General features: G+C 55.1%; 25 protein-coding genes. 15 read left to right on the plus strand and 10 right to left on the minus strand.

The features are described from left to right. Window positions 1-73: 73 nt before the first annotated feature. Window positions 74-1,342 (minus strand): imelysin family protein, encoded by a 1,269-nt coding sequence (locus B2T33_RS00555; protein ID WP_286790897.1) that lies wholly within the window; start codon window positions 1,340-1,342, stop codon window positions 74-76. 342 nt (window positions 1,343-1,684) lie between these two features. On the opposite strand from B2T33_RS00555, the gene B2T33_RS00560 reads away from it, so the two are divergent. Continuing rightward, window positions 1,685-2,386 carry a cytochrome b/b6 domain-containing protein gene (locus B2T33_RS00560; RefSeq protein WP_286790898.1) on the plus strand — a complete coding sequence of 234 codons (702 nt, stop codon included), beginning with the start codon at window positions 1,685-1,687 and terminating at the stop codon, window positions 2,384-2,386. Between the two features lie 109 nt (window positions 2,387-2,495). Here the strand turns inward: B2T33_RS00560 and B2T33_RS00565 are convergent, their stop codons facing one another. Continuing rightward, the gene (locus B2T33_RS00565; RefSeq protein ID WP_286790899.1) at window positions 2,496-2,960 is read right to left on the minus strand and encodes a c-type cytochrome; all 465 of its coding nucleotides are present in this window, start codon (window positions 2,958-2,960) and stop codon (window positions 2,496-2,498) included. Between the two features lie 198 nt (window positions 2,961-3,158). Here B2T33_RS00565 and B2T33_RS00570 point away from each other — a divergent pair, with 198 nt between their 5' ends. From B2T33_RS00570 to B2T33_RS00585, 4 genes are all read left to right on the plus strand, one after another. Then, complete coding sequence (locus B2T33_RS00570) at window positions 3,159-4,709, plus strand: NAD-dependent succinate-semialdehyde dehydrogenase (protein ID WP_286790900.1); 1,551 nt, start codon at window positions 3,159-3,161, stop codon at window positions 4,707-4,709. Window positions 4,710-5,207: 498 nt separating this feature from the next. Next, entirely contained in the window at window positions 5,208-5,369 is a 162-nt protein-coding gene (locus B2T33_RS00575) for an RSP_7527 family protein (RefSeq protein ID WP_157088485.1), read from the plus strand. Between the two features lie 176 nt (window positions 5,370-5,545). After that, the gene (locus tag B2T33_RS00580) at window positions 5,546-6,334 is read left to right on the plus strand and encodes an alpha/beta fold hydrolase (protein ID WP_063090230.1); all 789 of its coding nucleotides are present in this window, start codon (window positions 5,546-5,548) and stop codon (window positions 6,332-6,334) included. A gap of 12 nt (window positions 6,335-6,346) precedes the next feature. Beyond that, window positions 6,347-6,964 carry an NUDIX domain-containing protein gene (locus B2T33_RS00585; protein WP_286790901.1) on the plus strand — a complete coding sequence of 206 codons (618 nt, stop codon included), beginning with the start codon at window positions 6,347-6,349 and terminating at the stop codon, window positions 6,962-6,964. Window positions 6,965-6,971: 7 nt separating this feature from the next. Here B2T33_RS00585 and B2T33_RS00590 read toward each other — a convergent pair whose 3' ends face one another. The 3 genes from B2T33_RS00590 to B2T33_RS00600 all read right to left on the minus strand — a co-directional run bounded on the left by B2T33_RS00590 (window position 6,972) and on the right by B2T33_RS00600 (window position 9,973). Beyond that, complete coding sequence (locus B2T33_RS00590) at window positions 6,972-7,694, minus strand: SDR family oxidoreductase (RefSeq protein ID WP_286790902.1); 723 nt, start codon at window positions 7,692-7,694, stop codon at window positions 6,972-6,974. Window positions 7,695-7,851: 157 nt separating this feature from the next. After that, window positions 7,852-9,141, minus strand: a complete 1,290-nt coding sequence (locus tag B2T33_RS00595) for a polyhydroxyalkanoate depolymerase (protein ID WP_286790903.1) — start codon at window positions 9,139-9,141, stop codon at window positions 7,852-7,854. A 700-nt stretch (window positions 9,142-9,841) separates the two neighbouring features. Beyond that, window positions 9,842-9,973 (minus strand): hypothetical protein, encoded by a 132-nt coding sequence (locus B2T33_RS00600; RefSeq protein WP_255356223.1) that lies wholly within the window; start codon window positions 9,971-9,973, stop codon window positions 9,842-9,844. An 800-nt stretch (window positions 9,974-10,773) separates the two neighbouring features. On the opposite strand from B2T33_RS00600, the gene zwf reads away from it, so the two are divergent. The 5 genes from zwf (at window position 10,774) to B2T33_RS00625 (ending at window position 16,499) form a co-directional block, all read left to right on the plus strand. Beyond that, the gene (zwf, locus tag B2T33_RS00605) at window positions 10,774-12,267 is read left to right on the plus strand and encodes a glucose-6-phosphate dehydrogenase (protein WP_063090213.1); all 1,494 of its coding nucleotides are present in this window, start codon (window positions 10,774-10,776) and stop codon (window positions 12,265-12,267) included. A 73-nt stretch (window positions 12,268-12,340) separates the two neighbouring features. Then, window positions 12,341-13,060: a 6-phosphogluconolactonase gene (gene pgl, locus B2T33_RS00610; RefSeq protein WP_197145360.1), complete on the plus strand. Its 720-nt coding sequence runs from the start codon at window positions 12,341-12,343 to the stop codon at window positions 13,058-13,060. Between the two features lie 5 nt (window positions 13,061-13,065). After that, a complete protein-coding gene (gene edd, locus B2T33_RS00615; RefSeq protein ID WP_008892135.1) occupies window positions 13,066-14,898 on the plus strand; it encodes a phosphogluconate dehydratase in 1,833 nt (610 codons plus the stop codon). Then, on the plus strand, window positions 14,898-15,836 hold the full coding sequence (glk, locus tag B2T33_RS00620) for a glucokinase (RefSeq protein WP_197145359.1): 939 nt from the start codon (window positions 14,898-14,900) through the stop codon (window positions 15,834-15,836). Before edd ends, glk begins: the two co-directional genes overlap by 1 nt. Window positions 15,837-15,857: 21 nt before the next feature. After that, window positions 15,858-16,499, plus strand: a complete 642-nt coding sequence (locus tag B2T33_RS00625) for a bifunctional 4-hydroxy-2-oxoglutarate aldolase/2-dehydro-3-deoxy-phosphogluconate aldolase (RefSeq protein ID WP_120225233.1) — start codon at window positions 15,858-15,860, stop codon at window positions 16,497-16,499. A gap of 111 nt (window positions 16,500-16,610) precedes the next feature. On the opposite strand, the gene B2T33_RS00630 is transcribed toward B2T33_RS00625, so the two are convergent. Further along, entirely contained in the window at window positions 16,611-16,844 is a 234-nt protein-coding gene (locus tag B2T33_RS00630; RefSeq protein WP_063090204.1) for a hypothetical protein, read from the minus strand. A gap of 149 nt (window positions 16,845-16,993) precedes the next feature. On the opposite strand from B2T33_RS00630, the gene B2T33_RS00635 reads away from it, so the two are divergent. From B2T33_RS00635 to B2T33_RS00650, 4 genes are all read left to right on the plus strand, one after another. Next, window positions 16,994-17,863 carry a LysR family transcriptional regulator gene (locus B2T33_RS00635; protein ID WP_008892128.1) on the plus strand — a complete coding sequence of 290 codons (870 nt, stop codon included), beginning with the start codon at window positions 16,994-16,996 and terminating at the stop codon, window positions 17,861-17,863. 175 nt (window positions 17,864-18,038) lie between these two features. Beyond that, window positions 18,039-18,581, plus strand: a complete 543-nt coding sequence (locus B2T33_RS00640; RefSeq protein WP_252723942.1) for a sigma-70 family RNA polymerase sigma factor — start codon at window positions 18,039-18,041, stop codon at window positions 18,579-18,581. Next, window positions 18,578-19,318 (plus strand): anti-sigma factor, encoded by a 741-nt coding sequence (locus B2T33_RS00645; RefSeq protein WP_197145357.1) that lies wholly within the window; start codon window positions 18,578-18,580, stop codon window positions 19,316-19,318. Before B2T33_RS00640 ends, B2T33_RS00645 begins: the two co-directional genes overlap by 4 nt. A gap of 125 nt (window positions 19,319-19,443) precedes the next feature. Next, window positions 19,444-19,890: a DUF7282 domain-containing protein gene (locus tag B2T33_RS00650; protein ID WP_286790904.1), complete on the plus strand. Its 447-nt coding sequence runs from the start codon at window positions 19,444-19,446 to the stop codon at window positions 19,888-19,890. A 317-nt stretch (window positions 19,891-20,207) separates the two neighbouring features. Here the strand turns inward: B2T33_RS00650 and B2T33_RS00655 are convergent, their stop codons facing one another. Beyond that, window positions 20,208-20,486, minus strand: a complete 279-nt coding sequence (locus tag B2T33_RS00655; protein WP_083997185.1) for a DUF1127 domain-containing protein — start codon at window positions 20,484-20,486, stop codon at window positions 20,208-20,210. Between the two features lie 175 nt (window positions 20,487-20,661). Here B2T33_RS00655 and B2T33_RS00660 point away from each other — a divergent pair, with 175 nt between their 5' ends. After that, complete coding sequence (locus tag B2T33_RS00660; RefSeq protein WP_064782265.1) at window positions 20,662-21,531, plus strand: LysR family transcriptional regulator; 870 nt, start codon at window positions 20,662-20,664, stop codon at window positions 21,529-21,531. Here the strand turns inward: B2T33_RS00660 and B2T33_RS00665 are convergent, their stop codons facing one another. Genes B2T33_RS00665 through B2T33_RS00675 form a run of 3 tightly spaced genes read right to left on the minus strand, consistent with a single transcriptional unit; the run spans window position 21,532 to window position 24,269 of the window. Further along, window positions 21,532-22,566 (minus strand): nickel/cobalt transporter, encoded by a 1,035-nt coding sequence (locus B2T33_RS00665; protein ID WP_245228000.1) that lies wholly within the window; start codon window positions 22,564-22,566, stop codon window positions 21,532-21,534. It abuts the gene before it with no gap. Next, a complete protein-coding gene (locus tag B2T33_RS00670; protein WP_064782264.1) occupies window positions 22,514-23,209 on the minus strand; it encodes a DUF1007 family protein in 696 nt (231 codons plus the stop codon). Before B2T33_RS00670 ends, B2T33_RS00665 begins: the two co-directional genes overlap by 53 nt. Further along, window positions 23,169-24,269, minus strand: coding sequence for a zinc ABC transporter substrate-binding protein (locus tag B2T33_RS00675; protein WP_286790905.1), 1,101 nt, complete (start codon window positions 24,267-24,269; stop codon window positions 23,169-23,171). The genes B2T33_RS00670 and B2T33_RS00675 overlap by 41 nt, the downstream gene beginning before the upstream one ends. Window positions 24,270-24,522 lie beyond the last annotated feature (253 nt).

Consider the following 24,522-nt stretch of genomic DNA (forward strand, 5'->3'; position numbering starts at 1 on the left):
GGTCAAAGCAAAACGGCGGGAGACATCATCCCCCGCCGTTCACAGTCGTCAGGCAGGTGCCTGATGATCAGGATTAGTTGACAGCAGCCGGGTTGTCGAGGCTGTCGGAACCTTCGAACTCGATACCATCAATGCCGACCGCGGCAATGATCTGTTCGATTGATTTGGTCTGATCGACAAGCGCATCCACAAAGGACTGAACGACGGCATTGCCATCTTTGTTGCCCATAGCAATCAGCTGATCAAAGGCTTCGCCGCCCTGTGCACGGGTCACCATGACTTTACCGGCAACAACCGACGCCGCCAGCTTGGCACGCAGTTCGGTGTCCAGTGCCGCGTCATTGGCCGCAACCAGATCAGAAAGCGACGGACCTTCAACGACCGAACCATCAACACGGATGTAACGGCCAAGGTAAACGTTCTGGATGCCCAGCGCGTCATAGAAGTGGCTGTTGTGGGTGTTGTCCGAGAAGCAGTCATGCTCTTCTTCCGGATCATGCAGCAGCAGGCCAAGTTTGGTACGCTCGCCGCCCAGTTCACCATAAGAAAGCGAACCCATGCCGGTCACAATCGCGGTCAGGCCCGAAACGCCGTCACCTTCAAGAACGGTTTCACGTGCTTCGCCGCCTTCGGCCCACTGCGCGGTCATCCATTCAAGATCGGAAACCATCAGGTCTACTGCCGCCTGAAGGTATTCACCGCGACGGTCACAATTACCATTGGTGCAGGCATCACCGGATGCATAGTCGGTCCATTTACGTTCACCGGCACCGGCATCGGTCCCATTGAGGTCCTGCCCCCAAAGAAGGAATTCAATCGCGTGGTAGCCGGTAGCAACGTTTGCTTCGACGTCATCGATTTCATGCAGGCTTTCAAGCAAAGCTGCATCAATGGTCGAGGCATCAATGGTTTCGCCCGAAATGGTCAGGGTCGGGTTGGCAATCACATTGGCGGTGTATGCCGGGTTTTCTTCGCTTTCTTCGCCGTAAAGGCCGGTTTCGACATAGTCGATCAGACCTTCATCAAGCGGCCATGCATTAACCTTGCCTTCCCAGTCATCAACAATCGCGTTGCCGAAACGATAAACTTCGGTCTGCTGATAGGGGGCGCGCGACGCCAGCCATGCGGATTTCGCGGCATCAAAGGTCGAAGCCGACGGATTTGCAACCAGTTCATCAATCGCCGCCTGCAGTTCCTTGGCGGTGATCAGTGAATCTTCGTAACCGGCATGCGCGATATCGGCATAAGTGGTCAGCACGTCTTTGGCGGCCGGTGCGGCATATGCCTGTGCGCCAAGGGTAGTGACCAGTGCGGCCGTACCCAGAATCTTTGCGATCTTCATAGGAGTTCCCATCTATCCCTGAATGGTGAGCCAAGGGCAAAAGCCCCTTCGATCAAGGTGAAAATCCGTCACGCTCAAAAACTGAACGCGCACAGGAACTGTGACCCTGATCACTTTGCTTCCGCCAATTGATACTGCTTGTGAGAATGATTTTCAATTAAAGAATTGGCAATTCGCAAAGTTTTAGGTTTCGGTAATGTGATAACCGTTGGTTGACCCAGCATCCGCGGGCAATTTGTACTGGTATGGAAAATTGATCTGTCTTTAAGTTTCTTGACGGAAACTGCTGTGCGATATTTTCCGCAATTGAATAACCCCTATTCGTGCAAAGAGAGAGACCCGATGAGCACCCCGTCCGCAGACGAAAAGAAAGTCAAACTTTGGGATTTCCCGGTTCGCCTGTTTCATTGGGCTCTTGTCGTTGCCATTGTGACGGCTTGGTGGACCAATCGACAGGTGATGATTGATATCCATGCCATCGCCGGTTACAGCGTGCTGGCGCTTGTGATCTTTCGCATCATCTGGGGCTTTGTTGGCAGCTCAAACGCCCGCTTTGCTGATTTCCTGACCGGTCCACGCCATGTGATCGGTTATCTCGGAAAATTGCCCAAGGGTTCGACCTCTGAACTGACATATACCGGGCATAACCCGGCCGGGGGCTGGATGGTTTTGGTCATGATCTTGCTGGTCGGGGTGCAAGCGGTATCTGGCCTGTTCGCCAGCGAGGATACCTTCCTGTTCTTTGACGGGCCGTTGGTTGCCTATGTAAGTTCCGATTTTGCCAGCACCATGAACTGGATCCATCACACCAACATCAACCTGATCTATGGGGCCGTCGGGCTGCACGTGTTTGCCGCGCTGTTTTATCTGGTCGTAAAGCGCGAAAACCTCATCCGGGCGATTGTGATTGGCACCCGCCGCGTGCCGGCCGAACTGGCAGGGCGCTTTGCAAATATCCGGTTTGCTTCACCCGTGCTGGGGTTTGTGATCCTGATTGTCTGTGCGCTTGTGGTGTGGGGCGGTGTGACGCTGGCGCGCGGTTAGTTCGGCGCAGCAGATAATAATAACAAAGGCCAACGTTCCCTTGATGGAACGTTGGCCTTTTTGAATTGCCTGCAAACCCCATGATTGTGCAGGGCCGCAAGATCAAATTTTACTTGGTGCGGAACTCGTCGTGGCAACCTTTGCAGGATTTGCCAAGATTACCCATCGCAGCGCCCATCGCACCCTTGTCGCCAACCGCGTCGGCCAGCGCAAGCGCTGCCTGCTGCATTTCCGGGAAGCGACCAGAGAAATCATCCCAGTTGGTCCAGATATCGGCACTTGCCGTGGTCTTGACGGATGCATCCGGGGTTTGCGGCTCAAACGCCGCCGGGGCAGCGCCCGCCGAAAACGCAATGCCCTTGGCCAGGTTGGCCAGCACCGGATCGGGCAGGGTGCATTCACCCTTCATATAGCAGCCAAGTGTACCCATCGCGCCGCCGATGCCATCCATCAGCATCTTGCGGTTTTCAACCGCGGCGTTGTCGGATGCTTCATCGGCCTGTGCCATCATCGGGAATGCGGTACCTGCAGTTATGATCGTGCCGAGGAGACCGGCAAAAAGGAGCTTCTTCATCTTGGGTTCTCTCTCCAAAACGCGTTAAAGTGTCTCTCTGGGTGCAGCGTTCAGTTTAGTTTTTTATATTGAGATGTAAGCACGTTATTGCCATTAGCCCGCCGCAAGGCTTAGTGTCCCAGCAGTGCCCCCGAAACTGTAATCACAAGCGCGTGATCACCAAAGTTTTTGTTATCGTGTGCCAAGGAAGTCCCGCCCATGTCCGCTGCCACCCGGAATAATTCACCCTCCGCATCATCCGCCCCGGATCCGCAGGCCAATGACACCCTCATTCGCGAGGGACGCGCGCGTGCACGCGCCCTTATCCGCGACTGGAACCTCAAACATGCCTATATCAACGGGGAATGGCGGGCGGCCGACAGTCGTGAAACGCTGGACGTGATCGATCCGGCCAAGGGGGACGTGATTGGCACAGTGCCATTTATGCGCACATCCGAGGCGCGTCAGGCGATTGATGCGGCCCACGCGGCCTTTCCGGCATGGTCGCGTATGCTGGCACGCGAACGGGCAGATATCTTGCGCCGCTGGCGTGACTTGCTTGAAACCCATCAAGAAGACTTGGCTGCCCTGATTACCCTTGAGCAGGGCAAGCCGCTTGATCAGGCGCTTCGCGAAGTGGTCGGTGCGATTGCCTATGCCGAATGGTATGGCGAAGAAGCCAAGCGCGCCTATGGCCAAACCATGCCCGCAACCCAGCGCGATCGTCGCGTTGTTGTGCAAAAACACCCCGTAGGTGTGGTCGCAGCGATTACGCCCTGGAACTTCCCGCTGACCATGGTGGTGCGCAAATGTGCGCCGGCATTGGCGGCAGGCTGTACCGTGATTGTCAAACCGGCCGAGGATACCCCGCTTTCGGCCTTGGCAGCCGCCAAGCTGGCCGAACAGGCCGGTTTTCCGCCCGGTGTGTTTAACGTCGTGACCGGTTTGCCCCACCCTATAGGCGAGGCCCTGACAGGTGATCAGCGTGTTCGGATGTTGTCCTTCACCGGTTCAACCTCGGTGGGCAAACGGTTGATGGAACAGTGCGCGCCGACGATGAAAAAGCTCTCGCTGGAACTTGGCGGCAACGCACCCTTTATCGTCATGGATGACGCCGATCTTGATGCGGCCGTTGCGGGCGCGATGATTTCAAAGTTCCGCAACAGCGGCCAGACCTGCGTTTGTGCCAACCGCATTTTCGTCCAAGACGGGGTTTATGATGCCTTTGTCGAAAAGTTCGTTGCGGCCAGCAAGGCACAGACCATCGGCAATGGATTTGTGCCCGGCACGGAATTGGGGCCACTGATCAACCGCCAGGCGGTGGCGAAGGTCGAACGCCTTGTCGCTGATGCCAAAAAACGCGGTGCAAACCTGATTTATGGCGCGGACTTGCCCGACGAAGGCTTTTTCACCCGGCCACTTGTGATGACCGATGTGCCCGATGATGCAGATTGCTTTGACGAGGAACTGTTTGCACCGGTGGCGCCGATCTATCGGTTTGGCACCGAAGATGACGTGATCACACTTGCCAATCGGGTGCGCACCGGACTGTCTTCTTATATCTACAGTCGCGATATCGGCCGTATCCAACGGCTTGCCGATCGTCTGGAAGTCGGGGTGGTCGGCATCAATGATGGCACCACCAGCCACGAAGGTGCGCCGTTTGGCGGCGTCAAGGAAAGTGGTCAGGGTCGCGAAGGTGGTCATTGGGGGCTTGAGGAATATCTTGAACCCAAATACCTCAATTACGCCCTTAAGTCGGGCAACTGACGGCGTGTAAAGAACCCCCATATAGGCGGATCGTAAAACGGCAATATCCTGATCGGGTATTGCCGTTTTCTGCTTTTGGATGAGCTATGCAAAATTGTGCGGTGTGACTCTGGCGAAAACATCCGCAATTTTGACCGCATTTGGCGAAAAATCGATCTGCACCAAGTATTTTTCGATGAGTTTTCTTCTGCGCAGGACTTGAAATACCGTCGGGCAGAGCATCTTCATATTAGGATCATCATCGATTTGGTGGGATGTTGAGGGTTTCCAGACCTGAAAATGTGAGCAAAACGAACGCCTTATTTGTCATGATACAAATATGTGAAATATGCATGACGAAATTATCTCATTGCCAGCCATAGGTATGCGTTGAATGCATGTTTGGGGTGATAAAACTCTTCTCGTCGGTATGATCAAACAGGCGTACACCGGGTTTAACGAAACACACAGCGAAACCCCGGCGGGAACAACGCCGGATGCTTTTAAGAGGAAACGGACATGAAAATGTATCGTGATTATGACCTGGTTGCCCTGCAGCGCGAAGCTGAACATCTCCGTGCACAGGCTATGCGTCAGATGCTTGTTGCACTGGTACGCAAAGTTGGTGCCCTGTTTGGCGCACACAACAAACCCCACGGTGGTGTTGCTGCTGGCGCGTAATTGCGCAGCCAACCACACCCTGCGACCGTTCAATCGGTACGCTTAAAAACGCCTCCGCATCTCGTTGTTGCGGAGGTGTTTTTGTTTGGGTTCTGAGCCTAGGCACTTCACCTTCGCAGTTTGCACCGCTATTAAGGGGGATCGACCCCGTTCGAATTGCGCAGAAGTTGGCCTTTATGAAACTAGCCCATTACGCCTTTGGCGAAGAAAACCGTGACAACGGCACCATCGTGATTGTCCATGGCCTGTTTGGTCAGGCCCGCAACTGGACGGCCATCGCACGGCGACTGGCGGAAAAGTATCACGTTGTCACTGCTGATTTGCGAAATCACGGACGCTCTGACTGGGACGCGGAAATGACCTATCCGGCCATGGCGGCGGATCTGGCCGAACTGATCGGCGAGGTATCCGATAAGCCGGTGCATCTGGTCGGGCATTCGATGGGCGGCAAGGCATCAATGGTGCTTGCCCTGTCGGCTGATGCCGGTTTGGTTGCCGATCTGGTCGTGGTCGATATTGCCCCGGTTTCCTATGACCATGATTATAGCGGCTATATCAGCGCCATGCGCGATGTCGACTTTTCCACCATTTCGCGCCGCGCCGAGGTCGAAGATGCCCTGTCTTCTGGCGTATCGGAAAAAGGCGTGCGTCAATTCCTTGCCCAGAATGTCGCAACCGACAAGGAAACGGGCGCTATGTCATGGCAGGTCAATATCGATGCCATGGCCAATCATCTTGACGATATCATCGGCTGGCCAACGGACGGGCTTGCCGATCAGTATGATGGCGATGTCCTGTTTATTTCGGGTGCTAACTCGCACTATGTCGATCCCAAGGACCGCGATCACATCAAATCCCTTTTCCCCAAGGCGGCCTTTACCAGCATCAAGGGCGCTGGCCACTGGGTCCATGCCGAGAAACCCGATGCCGTGCTTTTGACCCTGTCTGCCTTCCTGAAACGCTAGTCCGGTGACTTCATGATGTTCGATCTGCCCAAAGGTTGGTCTCTTCCCGATCAGGATCACGTCCGTGTCAGTGATATCGATTGCCTGTCGGATAACTGGTATCGGCTTTATCGCGTCAGCTTTGATCTGAAGCGATCAGATGGATCATGGCAAAGCCAGACGCGCGAAGCTTATGAACGTGGCAATGGCGCGGGCATCCTGCTTTATAACCGTGCGGACCGTACTGTTGTCCTGACCCGGCAGTTTCGCCTGCCAAGCTTTGTCAATGGCAACGAAGACGGCATGTTGATCGAAGTCCCGGCAGGTGTGCTTGATGATCGTGATCCGGCGTCGGCCGTCATTGCCGAGGTCGAAGAAGAAACCGGCTATAAGATCGGAAAGCCGCGTCAGGTCTTTGATCTGTTCATGAGCCCGGGATCCGTCACCGAACGTCTGCATTTGTTCATTGCCGAAGTCACCCGCGATCACCGCGAAGGCGATGGTGGCGGCCTGCATGAAGAGGGCGAGGATATCCATGTGCTTGAGATCGGCTTCGACGACATCATTCCGATGATGGCTGATGGTCGTATCCGCGATGCCAAGACCGTGATCCTGTTACAGCACGCCCTTCTGACCAAGCTGTTTGATTAAGCCCGCCTCACCAAGGCAGTTCCGTACCGTCATAGGCAAAGAACCCGCCCGATTGCTGTGCATCAAGCTGATCAATGACGTTCAGCATATTGGCCGTCGCCTCGTCCGGGCTTTGTACTTTCAGTCCGGATTTGGCAAACGGGCCGGAAAGTCCGGTATCGACCGTGCCGGGATGAAGGGCCACGCAAACGCAATCGCGTTTGTTCCGCCCGATTTCAATCGCGGTGCATTTTACAAGCTGATTTAGCGCTGCCTTCGCCGCACGGTATCCGTACCAGCCCCCCATGCGATTATCCCCGATACTGCCAACCTTGGCCGACAGGGTGGCAAACACCGATTTGCCTGAACGCGGTAACAACGGGCAGAAATGCTTCATCAAAAGCGCCGGGCCAATCGCGTTGGTCTGAAACTGCTTGGCCATGTAGTCGGCATCAATGTGGCGCAGGGATTTTTCCGGCTGGAAGGTTTCATCGTGCAAATAGCCGGTGGCATCAATGATCAGGCGCACTTCGCCACCAAGCGTTTTGACATAATCCGCGCATTCGGCGACGGTTTCCGGGCGATCAAAATCAAGGGCAGGGCTGCTGGATCGCGAAAGCCCGATCACCCCGGAAAACTGGCCGCTGGCCTGCAAATGATCGACAAAGGCCTTTCCGATGCCGCCTGTTGCGCCACAGACGACGGCAAGGCTGTCTTTTGGAAAAGTGTCAAATGTCGTCAAGCTGGTCATGGTGGTGGGCTCAGTCGTTGTTTCGCTGTTTAAAACTTTACGCGTTGCCGTGAAGGGCGGTTCACCTGTGTCTTTTTGTTGTTGGCAGTACTGCGATCAAACCAAAAAAGCCGCCTGTTTTTATGCAGGCGGCTTTTGATATGGTTGCGGTTAGGTGTTATTCGGCCGCGTTGATGTGCGTGACGTTGGGGGCGCTTCGCGCACCTTTGCCTTCGTGATCGTGTCGGCGGATGAATTCCTTGATCCGCGGGCTGATCTGTTCACGCCAGCGGCGCCCGTTAAAGACGCCGTAATGGCCGACACCCTGCTGAAGGTGATGCATGCGCATATTGTCAGGCAGATTGGTGGTCAGTTTGTGGGCCGCACGGGTCTGTCCCATGCCGGTAATGTCATCGCGTTCACCTTCAACGGTCAGAAGGGCCGTTTTGGTGATGGTGGATGGATCAACCGGAACACCCTGCCAGCGCATCGTACCTTCGGGCAGGCTGTGTTCGTGGAACACGACCTTAAGCGTCTGCAGATAAAACTCGGCTGTCATATCCATTACCGCCAGATATTCCTGATAGAAATGACGCTTGGCATCGGCACTTTCGCCGTCACCTTCGACAAGGTGATTGAACATGTCGTGATGGGCGGAAACGTGACGGTCCCAGTTCATGCTCATAAAGCCTGCAAGCTGCATAAAGCCCGGGTACACCCGGCGCATCACACCCGCATGCGGTAGGGGAACATGGGAAATCACATGCTGCTCAAACCAGTCAAGGGTATGCTGCTTGGCGAACTTGTTGACCTCGGTCGGGTTTTCGCGGGTATCAATCGGGCCCCCCATCAGCGTCATCGATGCCGGCTGGCAGGCTTCGTTGCCGGCTGCCATCAGGGACGCCGCGGCAACCACCGGAACAGATGGCTGGCAAACGGCCATCATATGCGTGTTCGGGCCAAGCTTGCGCAGGAAGCGCATCAGATAATCGATATAGCTATCCAGATCGAAGTGGCCGAGATGGACAGGCACCAGGCGGGCGTCAATCCAGTCGGTGATATAGACATCATGATCGGGCAGAAGTGCTTCGACCGTGCCGCGCAGAAGCGTTGAAAAGTGCCCGGAAAGCGGTGCCACAATCAACAGGCGCGGGTCATCGGGCTGCGTTTTCAGATGGTCGGTTTCGCGCTTGAAATGCAACAGGTTGCAAAAAGCTTCGCTGTGGACGATTTCTTCGGTGACCGGCACGGTTTCACCGTTGATCACCGTCGTGTCCAGACCGAATTCCGGTTTGCCGTAACGATGGGTAATATGCGTGAACACGTCACACGCCGCGGCCGCTGCCCGACCCTGATGGGTATAGGACATTGGATTGGCCGGATTGCGCAGCCACTTCTTGCTGGCATCAGCGGCCATGCGAAGCGGGCTTATTGTGGCGTGCTGCAATTCATAAAGGTGATACAGCATTTATTCTCACTCCCGGGTGACCGACAAAGGTTTAAGTGGTCACCGACCTGGTTTACGGCATTTCACCCTGTTTTATCCGCGCACAGCGTACCCGCGCGCGTAATCTGGCTTTTTTCAGAATTCCGGTCGGGACGAATAATTTCCGTTGGCCGAACTGACGCCCGTTGCTCAATATCTGGGGATCAGCGTTCTGAAATCCAATTGTTGCTTCAAAGCCTACTTGAGTTCCGCCGACAAGCAATAGCCATAAAGTATGAGGAAATGACGAATTATCTTTTTTCACCCTGATTCAAACGAAATTTTGCCGGTTTGTCGAGTGAAATTTTGCAATGCAGCGTAAACTGTTGCGATGCAATAAAAAGTTTTTGACATGTATCGTTGGATCTTGGCGGGCGACTGATGGAGTGAATGTGAGGAAGGCTCATGTTTTCTGTTGGGGTAAATCTGGTACCGGGTACGGGCAAATCAAAAAAAGCGCCGCTATTGGGGAAATAGCGGCGCCAGTAGGCGGAGTATGCGGAAAGCATTATTGCGGTCCATGAGGCCCCATGGGGAAGACCGGGCGTAGGGAAGGTCTGACCGACAGGCGGGACAGGGTTTGGGTGCGGGGTTGCCTGCCGGTCAGACGCCCGTGATGGACAAAAGCTGGGTGGCTTATGGTCCGGGCCTCAGAAACACAAATAACGTGTGTTGGGAATTCCTAGACAAGACCGCGAAGGGTCTGTGCCATGCCAAGTCCGATCACAAACAGGAAAAATCCTGTGCTGCCGACAACAGCGACTGTGCTGCAAAGCTCGTTTAAGCGGGTCGGGTTCTCGATCAGTTTCAGCATGGTGTGTCCTCCTCAATCTGTCTGAGGAAACCATACTGTTCTGATTTTGTTCTCGCAAGAACAAAATTGGAACAAACGAGGATAATTTAGATTAAGTATATGATATATATAAATTAAATGTCGTTCACAAATGTTCTCATTGTTGTGGTAAGAACAGGAACGAGAACGGGTTTTCTTGTGCCAATGAGATCGCAAAGGCGCAGAAAACAGCGATTCCGCGCGAGTCTTGTTTCAATGTTCTTTTGTGTTCCCGTTGGTTGATGGGAATTAAACGCCGATTGGACCGGTCCAAGAGATCGTTTTTTGGAACAAACCGTGCGCCAAATGCAAATCGTCCAAACTGTTTCAATCGTGCGGGCGGGTGCGTCGGCAGAATCAAATTGTTGCACGATGTTTCAACTGTCCTAAAATGCAGGAAATCCGGCTGTAATTGCAGTGGTTTTGCAACAAACTGTTACGGTTAAACCGGATTTCGGTAAAACGTCTTCTATCGCGCGTGATCGCAGTGGTCTTGCCCCCATGGATCGTGTAACAGTGCGCGTAAGGATCGTGGCGAATTAGCCTTGCTGATCAGGACACAGCAGGGCCGGACGTCATGCTCCGGTCGTCAGGTGTTTGGCGACAGACCATCGGTCATCAAGACGGGTGTCATATTCCTGTCAGGTGACAAATAACAGGCGGGATCGGAAAATCCGGTTCTGCATCACGGCATCGGCCGTGCCCCGATTGTCTGCCAGGATCGCAAGATCCAGGGTCCCACCTTGGCGACGGGAAGGAAACGTTGGAAGGCTAAGGGCATAATGAAACAAAGGCAAAGGCTTAAGCATCGTATCGCGGATATCGTGATTTTCGGTGGGACCGGAGATCTGGCGTTACGTAAACTTTTTCCCGCACTGTATGAAATGGAACGCACCGGGCGTTTCGATGATGAGACCCGCATCTTTGGCGCATCGCGCAGCGAACATAGCGACGAAGATTTCCGGGCCAAGCTGGAAGAAGCCGGGAAGAAATTCATTCCCAAAGGCGAATTCGAACCCGAGACCTGGGCGAAGTTCGCCAGCCGCATCGCCTATGTGCAGGTTTCTGCCGGTGATGAAAGCGGGTTCAAGGTCCTGTATGAAAAGCTGTCCGATCAGCCTGATCGCGACCGCGTCTTTTATTTCTCGACCAGTCCGTCGCTGTTTGCCGACATGGCCTTTAATCTGAAAAAGGCCGGTCTGGTAACGCCGAATTCCCGTGTCGTGCTTGAAAAGCCGCTGGGTCATGATCTTGACAGTTGCCGCGAAATCAACGGCCAGATCGGTGAAGTGTTCGAGGAAAACCAGATTTTCCGTATCGACCACTATCTTGGCAAGGAAACGGTGCAGAACCTGATGATCCTGCGCTTTGCCAATGCGATGTTCGAGCCGCTGTGGAACAGCGCGCATATCGATCACGTCCAGATCACGGTCGGCGAGGAAGTCGGGGTTGAGGGGCGCTGGTCCTATTATGACGATGCCGGTGCCATGCGCGATATGGTGCAGAACCATATGTTGCAGCTTTTGTGCCTTGTCGCGATGGAACCGCCCTATGTCCTTGATCAGGACGCGGTCCGCGATGAAAAGGTCAAAGTGCTCAAAGCGCTTCAGCCGATCAATGATAGCAACATCGATAGCTCCACCGTGCGCGGCCAGTACCGCAAGGGCGCTGTGGGTGGCAAGGAAGTGCCGGGTTACCTCGAAGAGGAAGGTGCCAACACCGACAGCACCACGGAAACCTTTGTTGCGATCCGGGCCGAACTTGATAACTGGCGCTGGTCTGGCGTTCCGTTCTATCTGCGTACGGGCAAACGGTTGCCCAAACGTCATTCGGAAATCGTCATTCAGTTCCGTGACGTCCCGCACCAGATTTTCCCGTTGGCAAAATCCATGACCAACTATCAGGCCAACAAGTTGGTCCTGCGCCTGCAGCCGGATGACGGTATCCATCTTGTGCTCAATAACAAGAACCCGGGGCCGGGGCTTGTCCGTCTGCGCCCGACGGCATTGAACCTGTCCTTTGCCGAGGCCTTTGGCGGCCGCAGCCCGGATGCCTATGAGCGTCTTTTGCTGGATGCGATTGATGGCAACAACACCCTGTTTGTCCGCCGCGATGAACAGGATATTGCCTGGCAGTGGGTCGACGCCATTCAGGATGCGTGGCAGAACAATCATGTCACGCCCAAGGGATACACCGCCGGAACGTGGGGCCCGTCTGCTGCCATCGCCCTGATCGAACGCGATGGCCGGACCTGGAACGAAGAGGCCGGGTTCTAGCATTGTGCACCCCGGTACTTATGTGCCGGGGCCTTGCGCAAACTCGCCATGACCCCAACTTCGGGAAGAAGACATGACAAACGAACGCACATTCAAAAGCGGCGATGAAATGCTTGCGGCAATGGTCAAGGAAACCGTTGATCGTCTGGAATTTGCCATCGCAACCCGCGGCCACGCCAGCATTGCGGTTGCCGGTGGGCGCTTTCCAAAGCCGCTGTTTCAAACCCTTTCACAGGCGCGCCTTGACTGGTCAAAGGTGATTGTCACCCTTGGCGATGATCGCTGGGTCGGGCTTGATGATGATCAGTCCAATGAGAAGCTGGTGCGCGATAACCTGTTTATCAACGAAGCGCAGAACGCCCGCTTTGTGTCGCTGAAGACATCTGATAACAGCCCGGAAGACGCGGTTGAAACCGTCAGCGCGCGTTTGCGAACGGAAATGCACTGGCCGCTTGATATCGTATTTTTGGGGATGGGGGATGATGGTCATACTGCATCGCTTTTCCCGTCCTCAACCCCCGAAGCCCTGGGTAATGGGCTTTATCCCAAGCATGGCGAACTGGTCGCCGCTGCCCGCCCGACCGTATCCCCGGTCCCGCGCATCAGCATGACTTTGCCCGCCATCCTGAATTCCCGGTACATTGCCATCCATATTACCGGACAATCCAAATGGTCGACCTATGAAACCGCGAAAAACGGCACGGAAATCGAAGAGATGCCGGTTCGCGCAATCTTGCAACAGAACGATGTCCCCGTCGATCTGTGGTGGAGCGCCGAGAACCCGAAAGGCTGAACCCCATGAAACGTGAAATAGAACAGATTACAAAACGCATTATCGAGCGTTCCAAACCAACCCGCGAAGCCTACCTTGCCAAGATCGAGGCAGCGGCCTCTGATCGTCCGCATCGCTCCGCCCTGTCATGTGGCAACCTTGCCCATGCCTCGGCCGGTTGCGGGGCTGCGGAAAAGCAGCGCATTAACGGCGAAGACGGCGCGAACCTTGGTATCGTCACGTCCTATAACGATATGCTGTCGGCCCATCAGCCGTTGGGTGTTTATCCCGACCGTATCAAAAAGGCCGTGTTTGAGGCCGGTGGTACCGCACAGGTTGCTGGCGGTGTTCCAGCCATGTGTGATGGCGTGACGCAAGGCCGTCCGGGTATGGAGCTGTCGCTTTTCTCACGCGATGTCATTGCCATGTCCACAGCCGTGTCGCTGTCGCATGATGTGTTTGATGCGGCCCTTTACCTTGGTGTTTGCGATAAAATCGTTCCGGGTCTTGTCATGGGCGCGCTTTCCTATGGCCATATCCCGGCGGTGTTTGTCCCGGCCGGGCCGATGCCATCAGGCTTGCCGAATAATGAAAAGGCGCGCATCCGTCAGCTTTATGCCCAGGGCAAAGTTGGCCGCAAGGAACTGCTTGAAGCCGAAACCGCGTCCTATCACAGCCCGGGGACCTGCACCTTCTATGGCACGGCAAACTCCAATCAGATGCTGATGGAAGTCATGGGCTTGCATCTTCCGGGGGCGGCGTTCGTTAACCCGAACACCGATCTGCGCGATGCGCTGACCGAAGAAGCCGCACGTCGTGCGCTTGCCATCACCAAGCTTGGCAATGACTATCGCCCGATTGGCAAAATCCTTGATGAAAAGGCGTTTGTGAACGGGATTGTTGGCTTGCTCGCCACCGGTGGCTCGACCAACCATACCCTGCATCTGCCAGCCATGGCACGTGCGGCTGGGATTGAGCTTCGCTGGGATGATTTCGATGAACTGTCGCGCATTGTGCCGTTGCTTTGCCGCGTTTATCCGAACGGGCAGGCCGATGTGAACCACTTCCATGCGGCTGGCGGCATGGGCTTTGTGATTTCCGATTTGCTCAAGAACGGTATTTTGCACCCGGATCTTGAAACGATTCATACCGGTGGCATGGCGGCCTATGGCACCGAGCCGTATCTGGATAATGGCAAGCTTTCCTGGCGTGATGCGCCGGAAACCAGCCATGACGAAGAAATCCTGCGTCCGACCGAAAAGGCATTCAGTGCCGATGGTGGTTTGCGTATGCTTTCGGGCAACCTTGGCCGTTCCGTGATCAAGGTTTCGGCTGTTAAGCCGGAAAACCGCGTGATCGAAGCACCGGCGGCGGTGTTTACATCGCAGGAAGAAATGATGGATGCCTTCAAGGAAGGCAAACTGCATCGTGATGTGGTTTGCGTTGTCCGCTTCCAGGGCCCGAAAGCCAACGGCATGCCGGAACTGCACAAACTGACCCCGCCACTAGGTGTTCTGCAAGACCTTGGCTACAAGGTTGCCCTTGTCACCGATGGCCGTATGTCGGGTGCATCGGGCAAGGTCCCGGCCGCCATTCACGTGACGCCGGAAGGTATGATGAACGGCCCGATCGCCAAGGTTCAGGATGGCGATATCATCCGTCTTGATGCCGAAACTGGCGAGCTGTTGCTCAATGTCACCGACGCCGAATTGGCCAAGCGTGACTTTGCGACCTTTGATCATAAGGCCGAACATCAGGATGGCTTTGGCCGCGAGATGTTTGGTGTCTTCCGCGAACATGTTGGTCTGGCTGAACTTGGCGCCTCTGCGGCCTTCCCGGGGGAGGCTGAAGTCGCGTAATGCAGCTGGTTGGTGATATTGGCGGGACCAATGCCCGCTTTGCCTGGCTGGATGAGGCTGGCGATCCCTATACACCCATGACATTGCCGGTGCGTGACTATGCCACCATCGGCGATGCCATGCGGGACTTCATGGCGAAAACCGACTGCACGGATTTGCGTGAATTTGCTGTGGCGGTGGCATGCCCCGCCATGGCCGATACGGTCAAGTTCACCAATAATCCGTGGGTGTTCTCCAAGGAGGCACTCAAGGCCGAATTCAATCTCGATCGGCTGGTGGTGGTCAATGACTTTACCGGTCTTGCCATGTCTGTGCCCTATCTGGGCGAGGAAGACCTGATCACGCTGTTTGATGGTCCGGGGCGTCCGGGTTTGCCATTGGCTGTGGTCGGGGCAGGGACCGGGCTTGGTGTATCGGGGCTGCTACCACACGAAGGCAAATGGTTGCCCATACAGGGTGAAGGCGGGCATGTGTCGCTGCCCGCGATTGATGATCTGGATTACGAGATCGTCAAATTCCTGGGCCGCGAACTTGATCGTGTATCTGCCGAACGTGTGCTTTCGGGCATGGGGCTTGAAAACCTCTATCGGGCGCTTGCCGCGATTGAGGGGCTTGAAGTCGCACCCAAAACAGCGGCCGAGGTTGTTGATGGTGCCCTTAAGGATGGGGATGCCCTGTGTCTTAAGGTGCTGGAACGGTTTTGCATGTTCCTTGGCGGTGTCGCCGGGGATCTGGTTTTGACGCTTGGGGCCTTCGACGGGGTGTTTATCGGTGGCGGCATTGGCCCGCGCATTACCGATTACATGAAGAAAAGCGCGCTTAAGGAGCGCATGATCGCCAAGGGGCGGTTCCGTGATTTGATGAATGATGTGCCGGTGCGCCTGATGACGGCGAAGTACCCGGCCCTGATCGGTTGCGCCAAGATTTTAACGGCGTAATCGAAACCTGGAGGAAAGTTAATGAGCCTTTCATCGCGTGAAATTCTGTCCAAGGCACCGGTCGTTCCGGTTCTGGTGATCGAAGACGCCAACGATGCCGTGCCGCTGGCCAAGGCGCTTGTCGCTGGCGGTCTGCCGGTACTTGAAATCACCCTGCGCTCGTCCGCAGCCGAAGAAAGCATCAAGCGCATCATCGCCGAGGTGCCCGATGCGATTACCGGTGCCGGCACTGTGATCAATGCCAAACAGATGGAACGCATGGCCGAGATCGGCTGTGCCTTCGCCGTGTCGCCCGGCCATACCGAAGGTTTGCTGAAAGCGGCCAAGGATACCGGGTGCCCGTTGCTTCCAGGTGCCGGAACGCCGTCGGAAATCATGAACCTGATTGATCACGGTTATGACACACTGAAATTCTTCCCGGCTGAACAGCAGGGTGGTGTTTCGATGCTCAAAGCAATTTCCGGTCCGATCCCGCAGGTATCATTCTGTCCGACCGGTGGTGTGTCGCTGTCCAATCTGGCCGACTATCTGGCCCTGCCAAACATCATCACCGTCGGTGGTTCGTGGATTGCGCCCAAGGATGCGGTCAAGGCAGGCGACTGGGGCAAGATCACCAAACTTGCGCAGGAAGCCACCGATAAGGTCAAGGCGCTGCGCGGCTGAGATTTTTGGGCTCAGTAGCCAAAGCCGAAATGCGAAAAAGGGACCCGGTTGGGTCCCTTTTTCTATCAGGGTCGTCCATGCGGCGATACCGGTGCCGCGCCCGATCACGCCTTAGCGCGAAATGCGGTCAACATACCAGGTCGAACCGTTGAATTTGCGCTGCAGACCAAGGTCGGCAAGTTCAGCATGGCTCAGTGAATCCCAACCGTAGCTCGCGGCTTTGGGTGCACGTGCCTTACCGATCTTGTTGGCGATCTTGCTCAGAAGCGATCCGAACGGCATGCGTTTCGCGAACGGGTCGGTAGCAGCATTGAATTGCGGTGCAGCGGAAACCGTGTGTGCCATGATGGCCTCCTGTGATCTACGGTTGATTTGCCTTTCGATGGGCGGAAAATGTCATATGCGAAATAAAACGGGAACTACTTTGTTTTGCATAGCTACTGTGCAAAAATGCACGACGATTTTGACAGATTCCAAGGGACCAAATAACGCCTATGAATTGGAATGATTTACGCTACTTCCTTGTTCTTGCGGAAGAAAATAGCCTGTCCGGTGCAGCGCGACGTTTGCGTAAAGAACATACCACCGTTGCGAGACGGATCGAGGCGCTCGAAAGTGATCTTGGCACAAAACTTTTTGACCGATTGCCACGTGGGTGGCAGCTGACATCAGCGGGTCGAAACCTTGTTCCTGTGGCCGAACGAGTCGAAGAAGAAGCCCTGACATTCGAGCGACAGGCAAAGGGCGATGAAGCCGCCCACGGGGTTGTGCGCATTTCCGTGCCCCCGGTTGCCGGGCGCGTATTGTTCGCGCCGCGCCTTGCCCGATTGCTCAAGGCGCATAAGGGACTCGAATTCGAAATCATTGGCGCGGCCAATATCGTCAATCTGGCGCGACGCGAAGCCGATGTCGCCGTACGCATGATCACGCCGCGTGAACCGGGCCTGATAACCCGCAAACTGGTTGAGCTGGGCGTGGGGCTGTATGGCGGGGTTGGTTACAAGGATCGCGTGCCGGAAATGGATTGGGAATTCTGTGGTTATGAGGACACCACATATGGCGCGTCCAAACGGGAATGGGTACGCACGGTGCTTGATCGTGAATTGCCCTGTCGGTTCCGCGCTGATGACACCGAAACCGTGCGTCAGTTCATTGCGGCCGGGCATGGTGTCGGCGTTTTGCCGCGCTATTTTGGTGATCGGGATGATGAACTCGAACTGATCCACGCAGATGTCGAAGGCCGCAGCCGTGAAAGTGTGTGGATGGTGGTGCACCCGGATATGCGCCGATCGCCGGGCGTGCGTCTTGTGATGGATGCCCTGATCAAGGCGGCTAACAATATCGCCGAGGAATATCAGGTCTGAGCGGCAAACCTGACATGCCGGAAGGCAACCCTACGCGTTGTTTTCTTTGAAATAAAATTGATCAGGTTGCTACTTGGCTGCGTAATGACTTATGGCTCGGGATCATGCGCGATCCCGTATTTGTTTCTTTCATACAGCGGCACGTCTGGCGGGCTGTATGCATGTGGCGGTGGGTATGACATCGACCCGGGATTTGGAAAACCTGCTGAGGCAGTCGATCGAAGGCAATACGGATGCCTTCGAACAGCTTTATAATGCAACATCAGCGAAACTTTTCGGCATCGTCCTGCGTATCTTGAGAAATCGCGCCGAGAGCGAGGACGCCCTTCAGGACATCTATGTGCGTATCTGGCAAAAGGCGGGGGATTTCGAACCCGGTCGTGCCTCGATCATCACATGGATGGCAACCATTGCCCGCAACCGGGCGATTGATATCGTCCGGCGGCAACGCCCGGAAGCCGATATCGAGGATGCAGATATTGAAACGCTGATATCGTCGGACTCTGCATTTGACCAGATGGCGGTTGCAGACGAGATGCGTCAGCTTGACCATTGCCTGAACGATCTCGAAGACGACCGCCAGCAAATTGTAAAGCTGGCCTATCTCGAAGGCTGGTCGCGCGCCGAACTGGCAGAGCGCTTTGCCCAACCGGTCGGAACGATCAAGACATGGCTGCATCGCAGCCTGAGACAATTAAAGGAATGCCTGGGAACATGACGGACCGGGATGATATTGACATGTTGGCGGCGGAATATGTGTTGGGGACTCTTGAGCCCGCACAACGCCAATCCGTTGAAACACGTCGCAGCCAGGAACCCGAACTTGATCGCGCGATTTCCGACTGGGAAGCGCGCCTGTCGCCGTTGAATGCCCATTATGATGCGGTTTCCCCGTCGCGCGATCTGTTTGCCGGTATTCGTGCCCGGATCGAAGGTGCCGCACAGGCCACGCGCCAAGCCGCCAGCCAGCACGTGCCGGGTGTGGTGGAATTCGCCAAACTCAAACGTCGACTGGCCGTTTGGCGTGCCGGTGCGCTGGGGGCTGCGGCGATTGCGGCCAGTCTGATTGTGGTTGTGCTTTCAAGTGATCTGAATTCCCCGGTCCAGAACGGGCAGTTTGTTGCCGTCTTCCACCGGGATGACACCCAACCGGCCTTTGTCATGAGTGTTGATCTTGAAACCCGCGAAGTCACCATTCGACCGGTCGAGGCGACCGTACCCGAAGGCAAGACCTATCAGCTCTGGATTGTGACCGAGGAAACCGGGCCGAAACCGAAATCGCTTGGCCTGCTTGAAAACATCGCCAATCCGACAACCAAGCAGCTTGGCGGGTTTGATCCGGCCATGTTGCGCAATGCAACGTTTGGCATCAGCCTTGAGCCCGAAGGCGGTTCACCAACTGGTCAGCCAACCGGTCCTGCGATCCATGGGCGCCTTATTTCCGTTGCTCAGTAAAAAAAATCACCTTTGCTGAAACCCGATTGATTTGGCTGCGTAGCTTCTGTGTGTGCGATGAAACGCACGACATGAGCGAGCGCAGAAAACAGCGCGTTCCAGATCAAAAGCAAAGGAGACTTCACATGACCTTCAAAGTCAAAGCAACCGCAAAAGCAACCGGCGTAATCACGGCAATGATGCTGAGTGCCGGCTTTGTATTCGGTGGTGCGGGTGCGGCAAACGCAATGGGTCCGATGGTCGAAGCCATGGATCAGGATGTTTCGGCTGGTGTGGTAACCGCATCGAAAATCATGGCTGGCGAAAACGGCTGGCTGGTTGTCCATCGCACCAACAGCGATATGAAGCCGGGACCGGTCGTTGGCTATGCACCGCTTAAAAAGGGTGAAAACACGGATGTATCCGCCATCCTGCAGGAACCGGTAAAGTCCGGCGAAATGTTGATGCTGATGGTGCATTCCGAAGCCGGTGGCATGAAAACGGGCGTCTTCGAATACACCCTGGGCGCCAAGGAAGACGGCCCGATCAAGCAGGACGGAAAACTGGTGATGAAAGTTGTATCTGCTCAGTAGGGCAGAGACGACCATCTTGCCCAAATAGACGAGATCGTTTTCAGCCCGCAAGTGTCCCCTTGCGGGCTGTTTTCATGTCCGGCGTCCTATTGGCAGAAACAGCTAATACCGTTATCGACAAACTCAAGTCCGAGCAATTTCGAACTATGAACAAAAGGCCCCCGCATTGCAGGGGCCTTTGTCTGCCTTGAGGGAGGCATTGACCAACTTGGCAATAGTCGTATTCCCAAGTTAGCAGCATCAAAGCGTGTCGATTGCCAACGGTTCTGTTTGGAGCCGGGGCCGCTTTGATGTTCGGGGGGCGGTATTGAAGAAAATCAATACCAGTCGCGTGTTGCGTATCCGTCACGTGTGCGTTCAAGACCGATGTCACGCAGTTGATCATCGCTGAGCTTATTTAGCGCATTCCGACCCTGATAGTGCTTGTATGCGGTAATCAGTGTATCGAGGATCGTCGGGATGATCGCATGCAAACCCTCTGTGGTGTGGCGGCGCGAGGCAGGGAAACTGGGGTTTTGTGCGCGTATCTCCGACGATGACGTGTTCGACAGGGGACCAACGACGGGATGACATTTGATATGGTTTAAGACAGCCATTTTGATGCTCCTTGATCGTGTGGGCTTTGTGATGTCGACAAGGTTGCCATGCGCAAAAACACAAATGAATTCCGATAAAATGCGCTACAGTTGTGCAGATTTGCGCAATGGCGAAGCATCGTTTTCGGCGTTGCGCAGGCTATCTATTTCTAAAAGCCGTGCCGGGATGGAGCCAATGAACTGGAATGATTTGCGTTTCTTTGTTGCGGTGGCAAAGGAAGGAACCTTGTCCGGTGCGGCAAGGTGTCTTGGCAAGGACCACACAACGGTTTCGCGAAGGATCGAGGCCCTTGAAGCAGATCTTGGTGCACATCTTTTTGATCGGCTGGCAACAGGCTGGAAACTGACCGAGGCTGGCGAAAATCTTATGCCTGCCGCGTTGCGGATCGAAGACGATGTTTTGGTGTTCGAACGTCAGGCGCACGGCGATGAAACCGCTCATGGTGTTGTCAAGATCGCGGTCCCGCCAAGTGCCGGACGATTGCTGTTTGCCCCGCGCTTGGCAGAACTGCTGCGCGATCAGAAAAATCTTGAATATGAAATCCTGGGATCAAGCGTCGTTGCCAATCTGGCCCGGCGTGAAGCGGACGTTGCTGTGCGCATGGTACGTCCTGATCAAAGTGGCCTGATTGTCAGAAAGCTGGTCGAGTTACGTTATGCGGTTTACGCGGCAAAGGGCTATACAGAGCGTGTCCCCAAGGAAAAATGGGAATTTTGTGCTGATGGTCGCAACACATTCGGTGATTATCAGCAAGGCTGGGTTTGGGATACGCTGGATAAAGAATTGCCAGTACGCATAAAGGCCGATGATACCGCAACGGTGCAGGCCTTTGTTGCCGCCGGTCACGGACTGGGTTTGTTGCCGAGATATATGGCAGATGAAGATGACCGACTGGAAGTGGTGGCGGATGACAGCCTGGCCGAACTCAGCAAGCCGGTCTGGTTGGTGGTGCATCCTGATATGCGGCGTTCGCCCGGTGTCCGCATGGTGATGGATGCCCTGATCAAGGCGTCAGACAGCATCCCGGCGGCCTATAAATCCTGATTACAACCAGCCCAGTTGGCGGGCCGACGCCAGCAACAGCATCACACCAAACAGGGTAATGATTGCAGCCCCGGTAAAGCCGACCGTGCGGCGAATGATACCCGACGATGTTTCCGAAACGCTGAACAGATACTGAGTGCCTGTGCGAATGCCGATGGCGGCCAGTCCGATCAGGCTGATGGTAATCGCAACCCCAAGCGCCATGGCAAAGGCAGCCCCGATACCAATCAGAAACATGCCATTGGCCAAGGTAAACAGCAGAACAAGGATCGATCCGGTACAGGGGCGCAATCCTGCGACAACACCGGTTGAGATCATCTGCCAGTTGGATTGAACAGCCGGGGCATCGTGATGGGTGAGGTGGTGGCTGTGGTCATGGTCGTGACTATGATAATGTACATGATGGTGATGATGCTCGCCCGGTCCGTGGTGATCGCAACAATCATCACGGCCTTGCAGGATACGAAGCGCCATCACTGCGCCCAACGCGGCAATCAGGGCGTATGAAACTGCCTCCATGATCAGGCCGTTCTTGGTGACCGCTGCCGGGCCGAGGTTAAGGATCAGGGTCAGTCCCCCGACCATGACGATGGCCGAAACTGCCTGAACGGCGGCAATCAGGCTACCCATCGCCACACCCTGTTTCCATCCCGCATCGCGCGACAGGAAATAGGTGGTGGTGATCATCTTGCCATGACCGGGGCCCGCCGCGTGAAAGACGCCATAGCCAAACGACAGGGCAATAATGACAAGGCCCGGCCAGAAGCTGTCACCGTCCTTGGCTTCGCGCAGCGTCGCGGTGATTTCACGATTGAGTTTGGTCTGAATGATCACCGTTTGGCCAATAAGGTCTGAAAGCCAGTCGGGCAGGGCAATCAGGCTGTCTTCGACGTTGTCGGCATCGGGATTGGGAGCAGGACTGCTTTGGGGGTTATCAGCTGCCCCGCGACCCAGAAGGTTTGATGATTGTGCGGCTGCCGGATTATTCGACGAGAACGAAATCGCCAGGAGCAAGGCCGCCAGAACTGCTGCCATCTGCCACCTTGGCCGCGCAAACAACATCGGCACGGATTGGCGCGACCAGGTCAAAATAGATGCGGTTCTTTTCATCTTCGCTCATCTCGAAATGGCAGGACAGGTTTTTGGCCCCTGCAAACAGGACGGGATCGACCTGTGTGTAGGCGACATCGATATAGTATTCGGCATCATAGACCGACAGGCTGATGGCATCCTTGATCGGATCAAGTGGTGTTTCGAGCATCAGCTTGAAGTCATAGCTGACCCGGCGGTCATCGGTGATATCGGCAACAAAATCAGTCGCACCGGCAAAGGATACCAGTTCTTCGTCCTTGCGCAGATGGGTCAGCCAGGAAAACTCGGAAAGGGCTGCAAAGGCATTGTCATGCACAGCGGTGTTTTCTTCGTCAAAGAACCGGGTGTCGTGGTTTTTGTCGAACTCGTCGATCATGGTCATGCTAAACAGATCGTCAAACAGCCAGCGCACGCGAATGGCGGTAATCTTGTCGTTCTCAAAAACGAATTCGGCATTCGCGTCGATCCAGACATGTGGATGCGCAAATGCCGAAGGGGCGGTTGCCAGCATCGTCATGCCGGCAACCAAAATCATTGCGGTGCGCTTACGAAGCGTCGCCAAGGCAATCGATAAGTGCGTCGACATTTTGTGCGAGAATTTCCTGATAGGCAGTCGGTCCCGCAGCAATGTCAAAGCCAAGCGGGTCAAGCGTGCCGGTCCGGATGCCAGTGTCAGACACGACGGCCTGAACGATTGCCGGGCGGAATTGCGGTTCGGCAAATATGCAGACAGCGCCGGTATCATGGATTTTGTCTTCGATTTCATGAAGGCGTTTGGCTCCGGGCTTTTGATCTGGCGAAACTGTAATCGATCCGACCGCGTTCAGGCCAAGGCCGGCTTCGAGATACTGGTAGGCATCATGGAATACCACATAGGGCTTGTCCTGGACCGGTGCAACTTTTGCCCGGAGATCATTACCAAGGTTGGTCAGGCTTGCAAGTAGTGTCTGCAGGTTTGCGCGATAGTCGTCGGCATGTTCGGGGTCAATCTCGGCCAGTTCATCGGCGATGGCAATCGCGATGGCCGCGCCATTGGCCGGATCCATCCAGATATGCGTGTCGATACCGTCATGTTCATGATGTTCGACGCCATCATGGTGGTCGTCATCGTCATGTTTTTCATGTTCGGCCACATGGTCGTGATCATGATCATCATGTGCCGCCTGATCGTGTTCGGCTTCGTGGTCGTGATCATGGTCATCATCTCGGGCATGGTCGTCGTGATTGTCATGCTCCTCATGATCATGCATGTGACCTTCCCACGTGCCGCCTTCGCGCATATTGCGCAGTGACAGTTGCGACAGGGAAACCAGTTCAAGCTGATGGCTATGGCCCGAAAGACTTTCAAGCGGCTTTTCAAGGAAGCCTTCCAGCGCATGCGAAACATAGATCACCAGATCGGCATCGTTTAGCGCACGCGCCTCACTCGGCCGCAAAGAATAGGTATGTGGTGAAGATGCGCCATCGATCAGCAAAACCGGCTCCCCGATGTCTTTCATGATAGCACTCGTGATGCCGTGGATCGGCTTGATCGAGGTCACGACTTTCGGGGCATCGTCGCCATGGGCGGCCGCGGTCAGCGGGGCGGCAACAAGGATCGGGGCGGCAAAAAGAACGTGACGGAGGGCTCGGCGCAAGGAAGGCATGTGGGTGATCCGGTTTGCAATGGGTTTGATATTCGATATGTGTTGTTATGATATAACATAACAAATCGTCAAGAGGAAACGACCGGGACCGACAAAATGAACGCTGCTGATCAGCGGTTTCTATGAAACTCAATTCTGATTCAGGTGTTTCCATACCAGAAGGGGTGTTTCCAGACGCAGCAATCCCCACCTGAAACAACAAGGGTAAGCTTCTGATACTTCGGGGAATAGTTGTAGGCGGAATGGTTTCATT

Source organism: Thalassospira sp. UBA4513, from assembly GCF_002388495.1.
In the GTDB taxonomy this organism is placed as follows: Bacteria; Pseudomonadota; Alphaproteobacteria; order Rhodospirillales; family Thalassospiraceae; genus Thalassospira; species Thalassospira tepidiphila.

What these genes read in the sequence shown, in the direction of transcription:
- B2T33_RS00575 (WP_157088485.1), top strand. Translation starts at nt 5,208, where the DNA reads ATGAAAATGTATCGTGATTATGACCTGGTTGCCCTGCAGCGCGAAGCT.
- B2T33_RS00570 (WP_286790900.1), top strand. Translation starts at nt 3,159, where the DNA reads ATGTCCGCTGCCACCCGGAATAATTCACCCTCCGCATCATCCGCCCCG.
- B2T33_RS00590 (WP_286790902.1), bottom strand. Translation starts at nt 7,694, where the DNA reads ATGACCAGCTTGACGACATTTGACACTTTTCCAAAAGACAGCCTTGCC.
- B2T33_RS00630 (WP_063090204.1), bottom strand. Translation starts at nt 16,844, where the DNA reads ATGGCACACACGGTTTCCGCTGCACCGCAATTCAATGCTGCTACCGAC.
- glk (WP_197145359.1), top strand. Translation starts at nt 14,898, where the DNA reads ATGCAGCTGGTTGGTGATATTGGCGGGACCAATGCCCGCTTTGCCTGG.
- B2T33_RS00665 (WP_245228000.1), bottom strand. Translation starts at nt 22,566, where the DNA reads ATGGCAGCAGTTCTGGCGGCCTTGCTCCTGGCGATTTCGTTCTCGTCG.
- B2T33_RS00660 (WP_064782265.1), top strand. Translation starts at nt 20,662, where the DNA reads ATGAACTGGAATGATTTGCGTTTCTTTGTTGCGGTGGCAAAGGAAGGA.
- B2T33_RS00670 (WP_064782264.1), bottom strand. Translation starts at nt 23,209, where the DNA reads ATGTCGACGCACTTATCGATTGCCTTGGCGACGCTTCGTAAGCGCACC.
- B2T33_RS00580 (WP_063090230.1), top strand. Translation starts at nt 5,546, where the DNA reads ATGAAACTAGCCCATTACGCCTTTGGCGAAGAAAACCGTGACAACGGC.
- B2T33_RS00595 (WP_286790903.1), bottom strand. Translation starts at nt 9,141, where the DNA reads ATGCTGTATCACCTTTATGAATTGCAGCACGCCACAATAAGCCCGCTT.
- B2T33_RS00565 (WP_286790899.1), bottom strand. Translation starts at nt 2,960, where the DNA reads ATGAAGAAGCTCCTTTTTGCCGGTCTCCTCGGCACGATCATAACTGCA.
- B2T33_RS00650 (WP_286790904.1), top strand. Translation starts at nt 19,444, where the DNA reads ATGACCTTCAAAGTCAAAGCAACCGCAAAAGCAACCGGCGTAATCACG.
- B2T33_RS00555 (WP_286790897.1), bottom strand. Translation starts at nt 1,342, where the DNA reads ATGAAGATCGCAAAGATTCTGGGTACGGCCGCACTGGTCACTACCCTT.
- edd (WP_008892135.1), top strand. Translation starts at nt 13,066, where the DNA reads ATGAAACGTGAAATAGAACAGATTACAAAACGCATTATCGAGCGTTCC.
- pgl (WP_197145360.1), top strand. Translation starts at nt 12,341, where the DNA reads ATGACAAACGAACGCACATTCAAAAGCGGCGATGAAATGCTTGCGGCA.
- B2T33_RS00675 (WP_286790905.1), bottom strand. Translation starts at nt 24,269, where the DNA reads ATGCCTTCCTTGCGCCGAGCCCTCCGTCACGTTCTTTTTGCCGCCCCG.
- B2T33_RS00560 (WP_286790898.1), top strand. Translation starts at nt 1,685, where the DNA reads ATGAGCACCCCGTCCGCAGACGAAAAGAAAGTCAAACTTTGGGATTTC.
- B2T33_RS00655 (WP_083997185.1), bottom strand. Translation starts at nt 20,486, where the DNA reads ATGGCTGTCTTAAACCATATCAAATGTCATCCCGTCGTTGGTCCCCTG.
- B2T33_RS00640 (WP_252723942.1), top strand. Translation starts at nt 18,039, where the DNA reads ATGACATCGACCCGGGATTTGGAAAACCTGCTGAGGCAGTCGATCGAA.
- B2T33_RS00600 (WP_255356223.1), bottom strand. Translation starts at nt 9,973, where the DNA reads ATGCTGAAACTGATCGAGAACCCGACCCGCTTAAACGAGCTTTGCAGC.
- B2T33_RS00585 (WP_286790901.1), top strand. Translation starts at nt 6,347, where the DNA reads ATGATGTTCGATCTGCCCAAAGGTTGGTCTCTTCCCGATCAGGATCAC.
- B2T33_RS00645 (WP_197145357.1), top strand. Translation starts at nt 18,578, where the DNA reads ATGACGGACCGGGATGATATTGACATGTTGGCGGCGGAATATGTGTTG.
- B2T33_RS00625 (WP_120225233.1), top strand. Translation starts at nt 15,858, where the DNA reads ATGAGCCTTTCATCGCGTGAAATTCTGTCCAAGGCACCGGTCGTTCCG.
- B2T33_RS00635 (WP_008892128.1), top strand. Translation starts at nt 16,994, where the DNA reads ATGAATTGGAATGATTTACGCTACTTCCTTGTTCTTGCGGAAGAAAAT.
- zwf (WP_063090213.1), top strand. Translation starts at nt 10,774, where the DNA reads ATGAAACAAAGGCAAAGGCTTAAGCATCGTATCGCGGATATCGTGATT.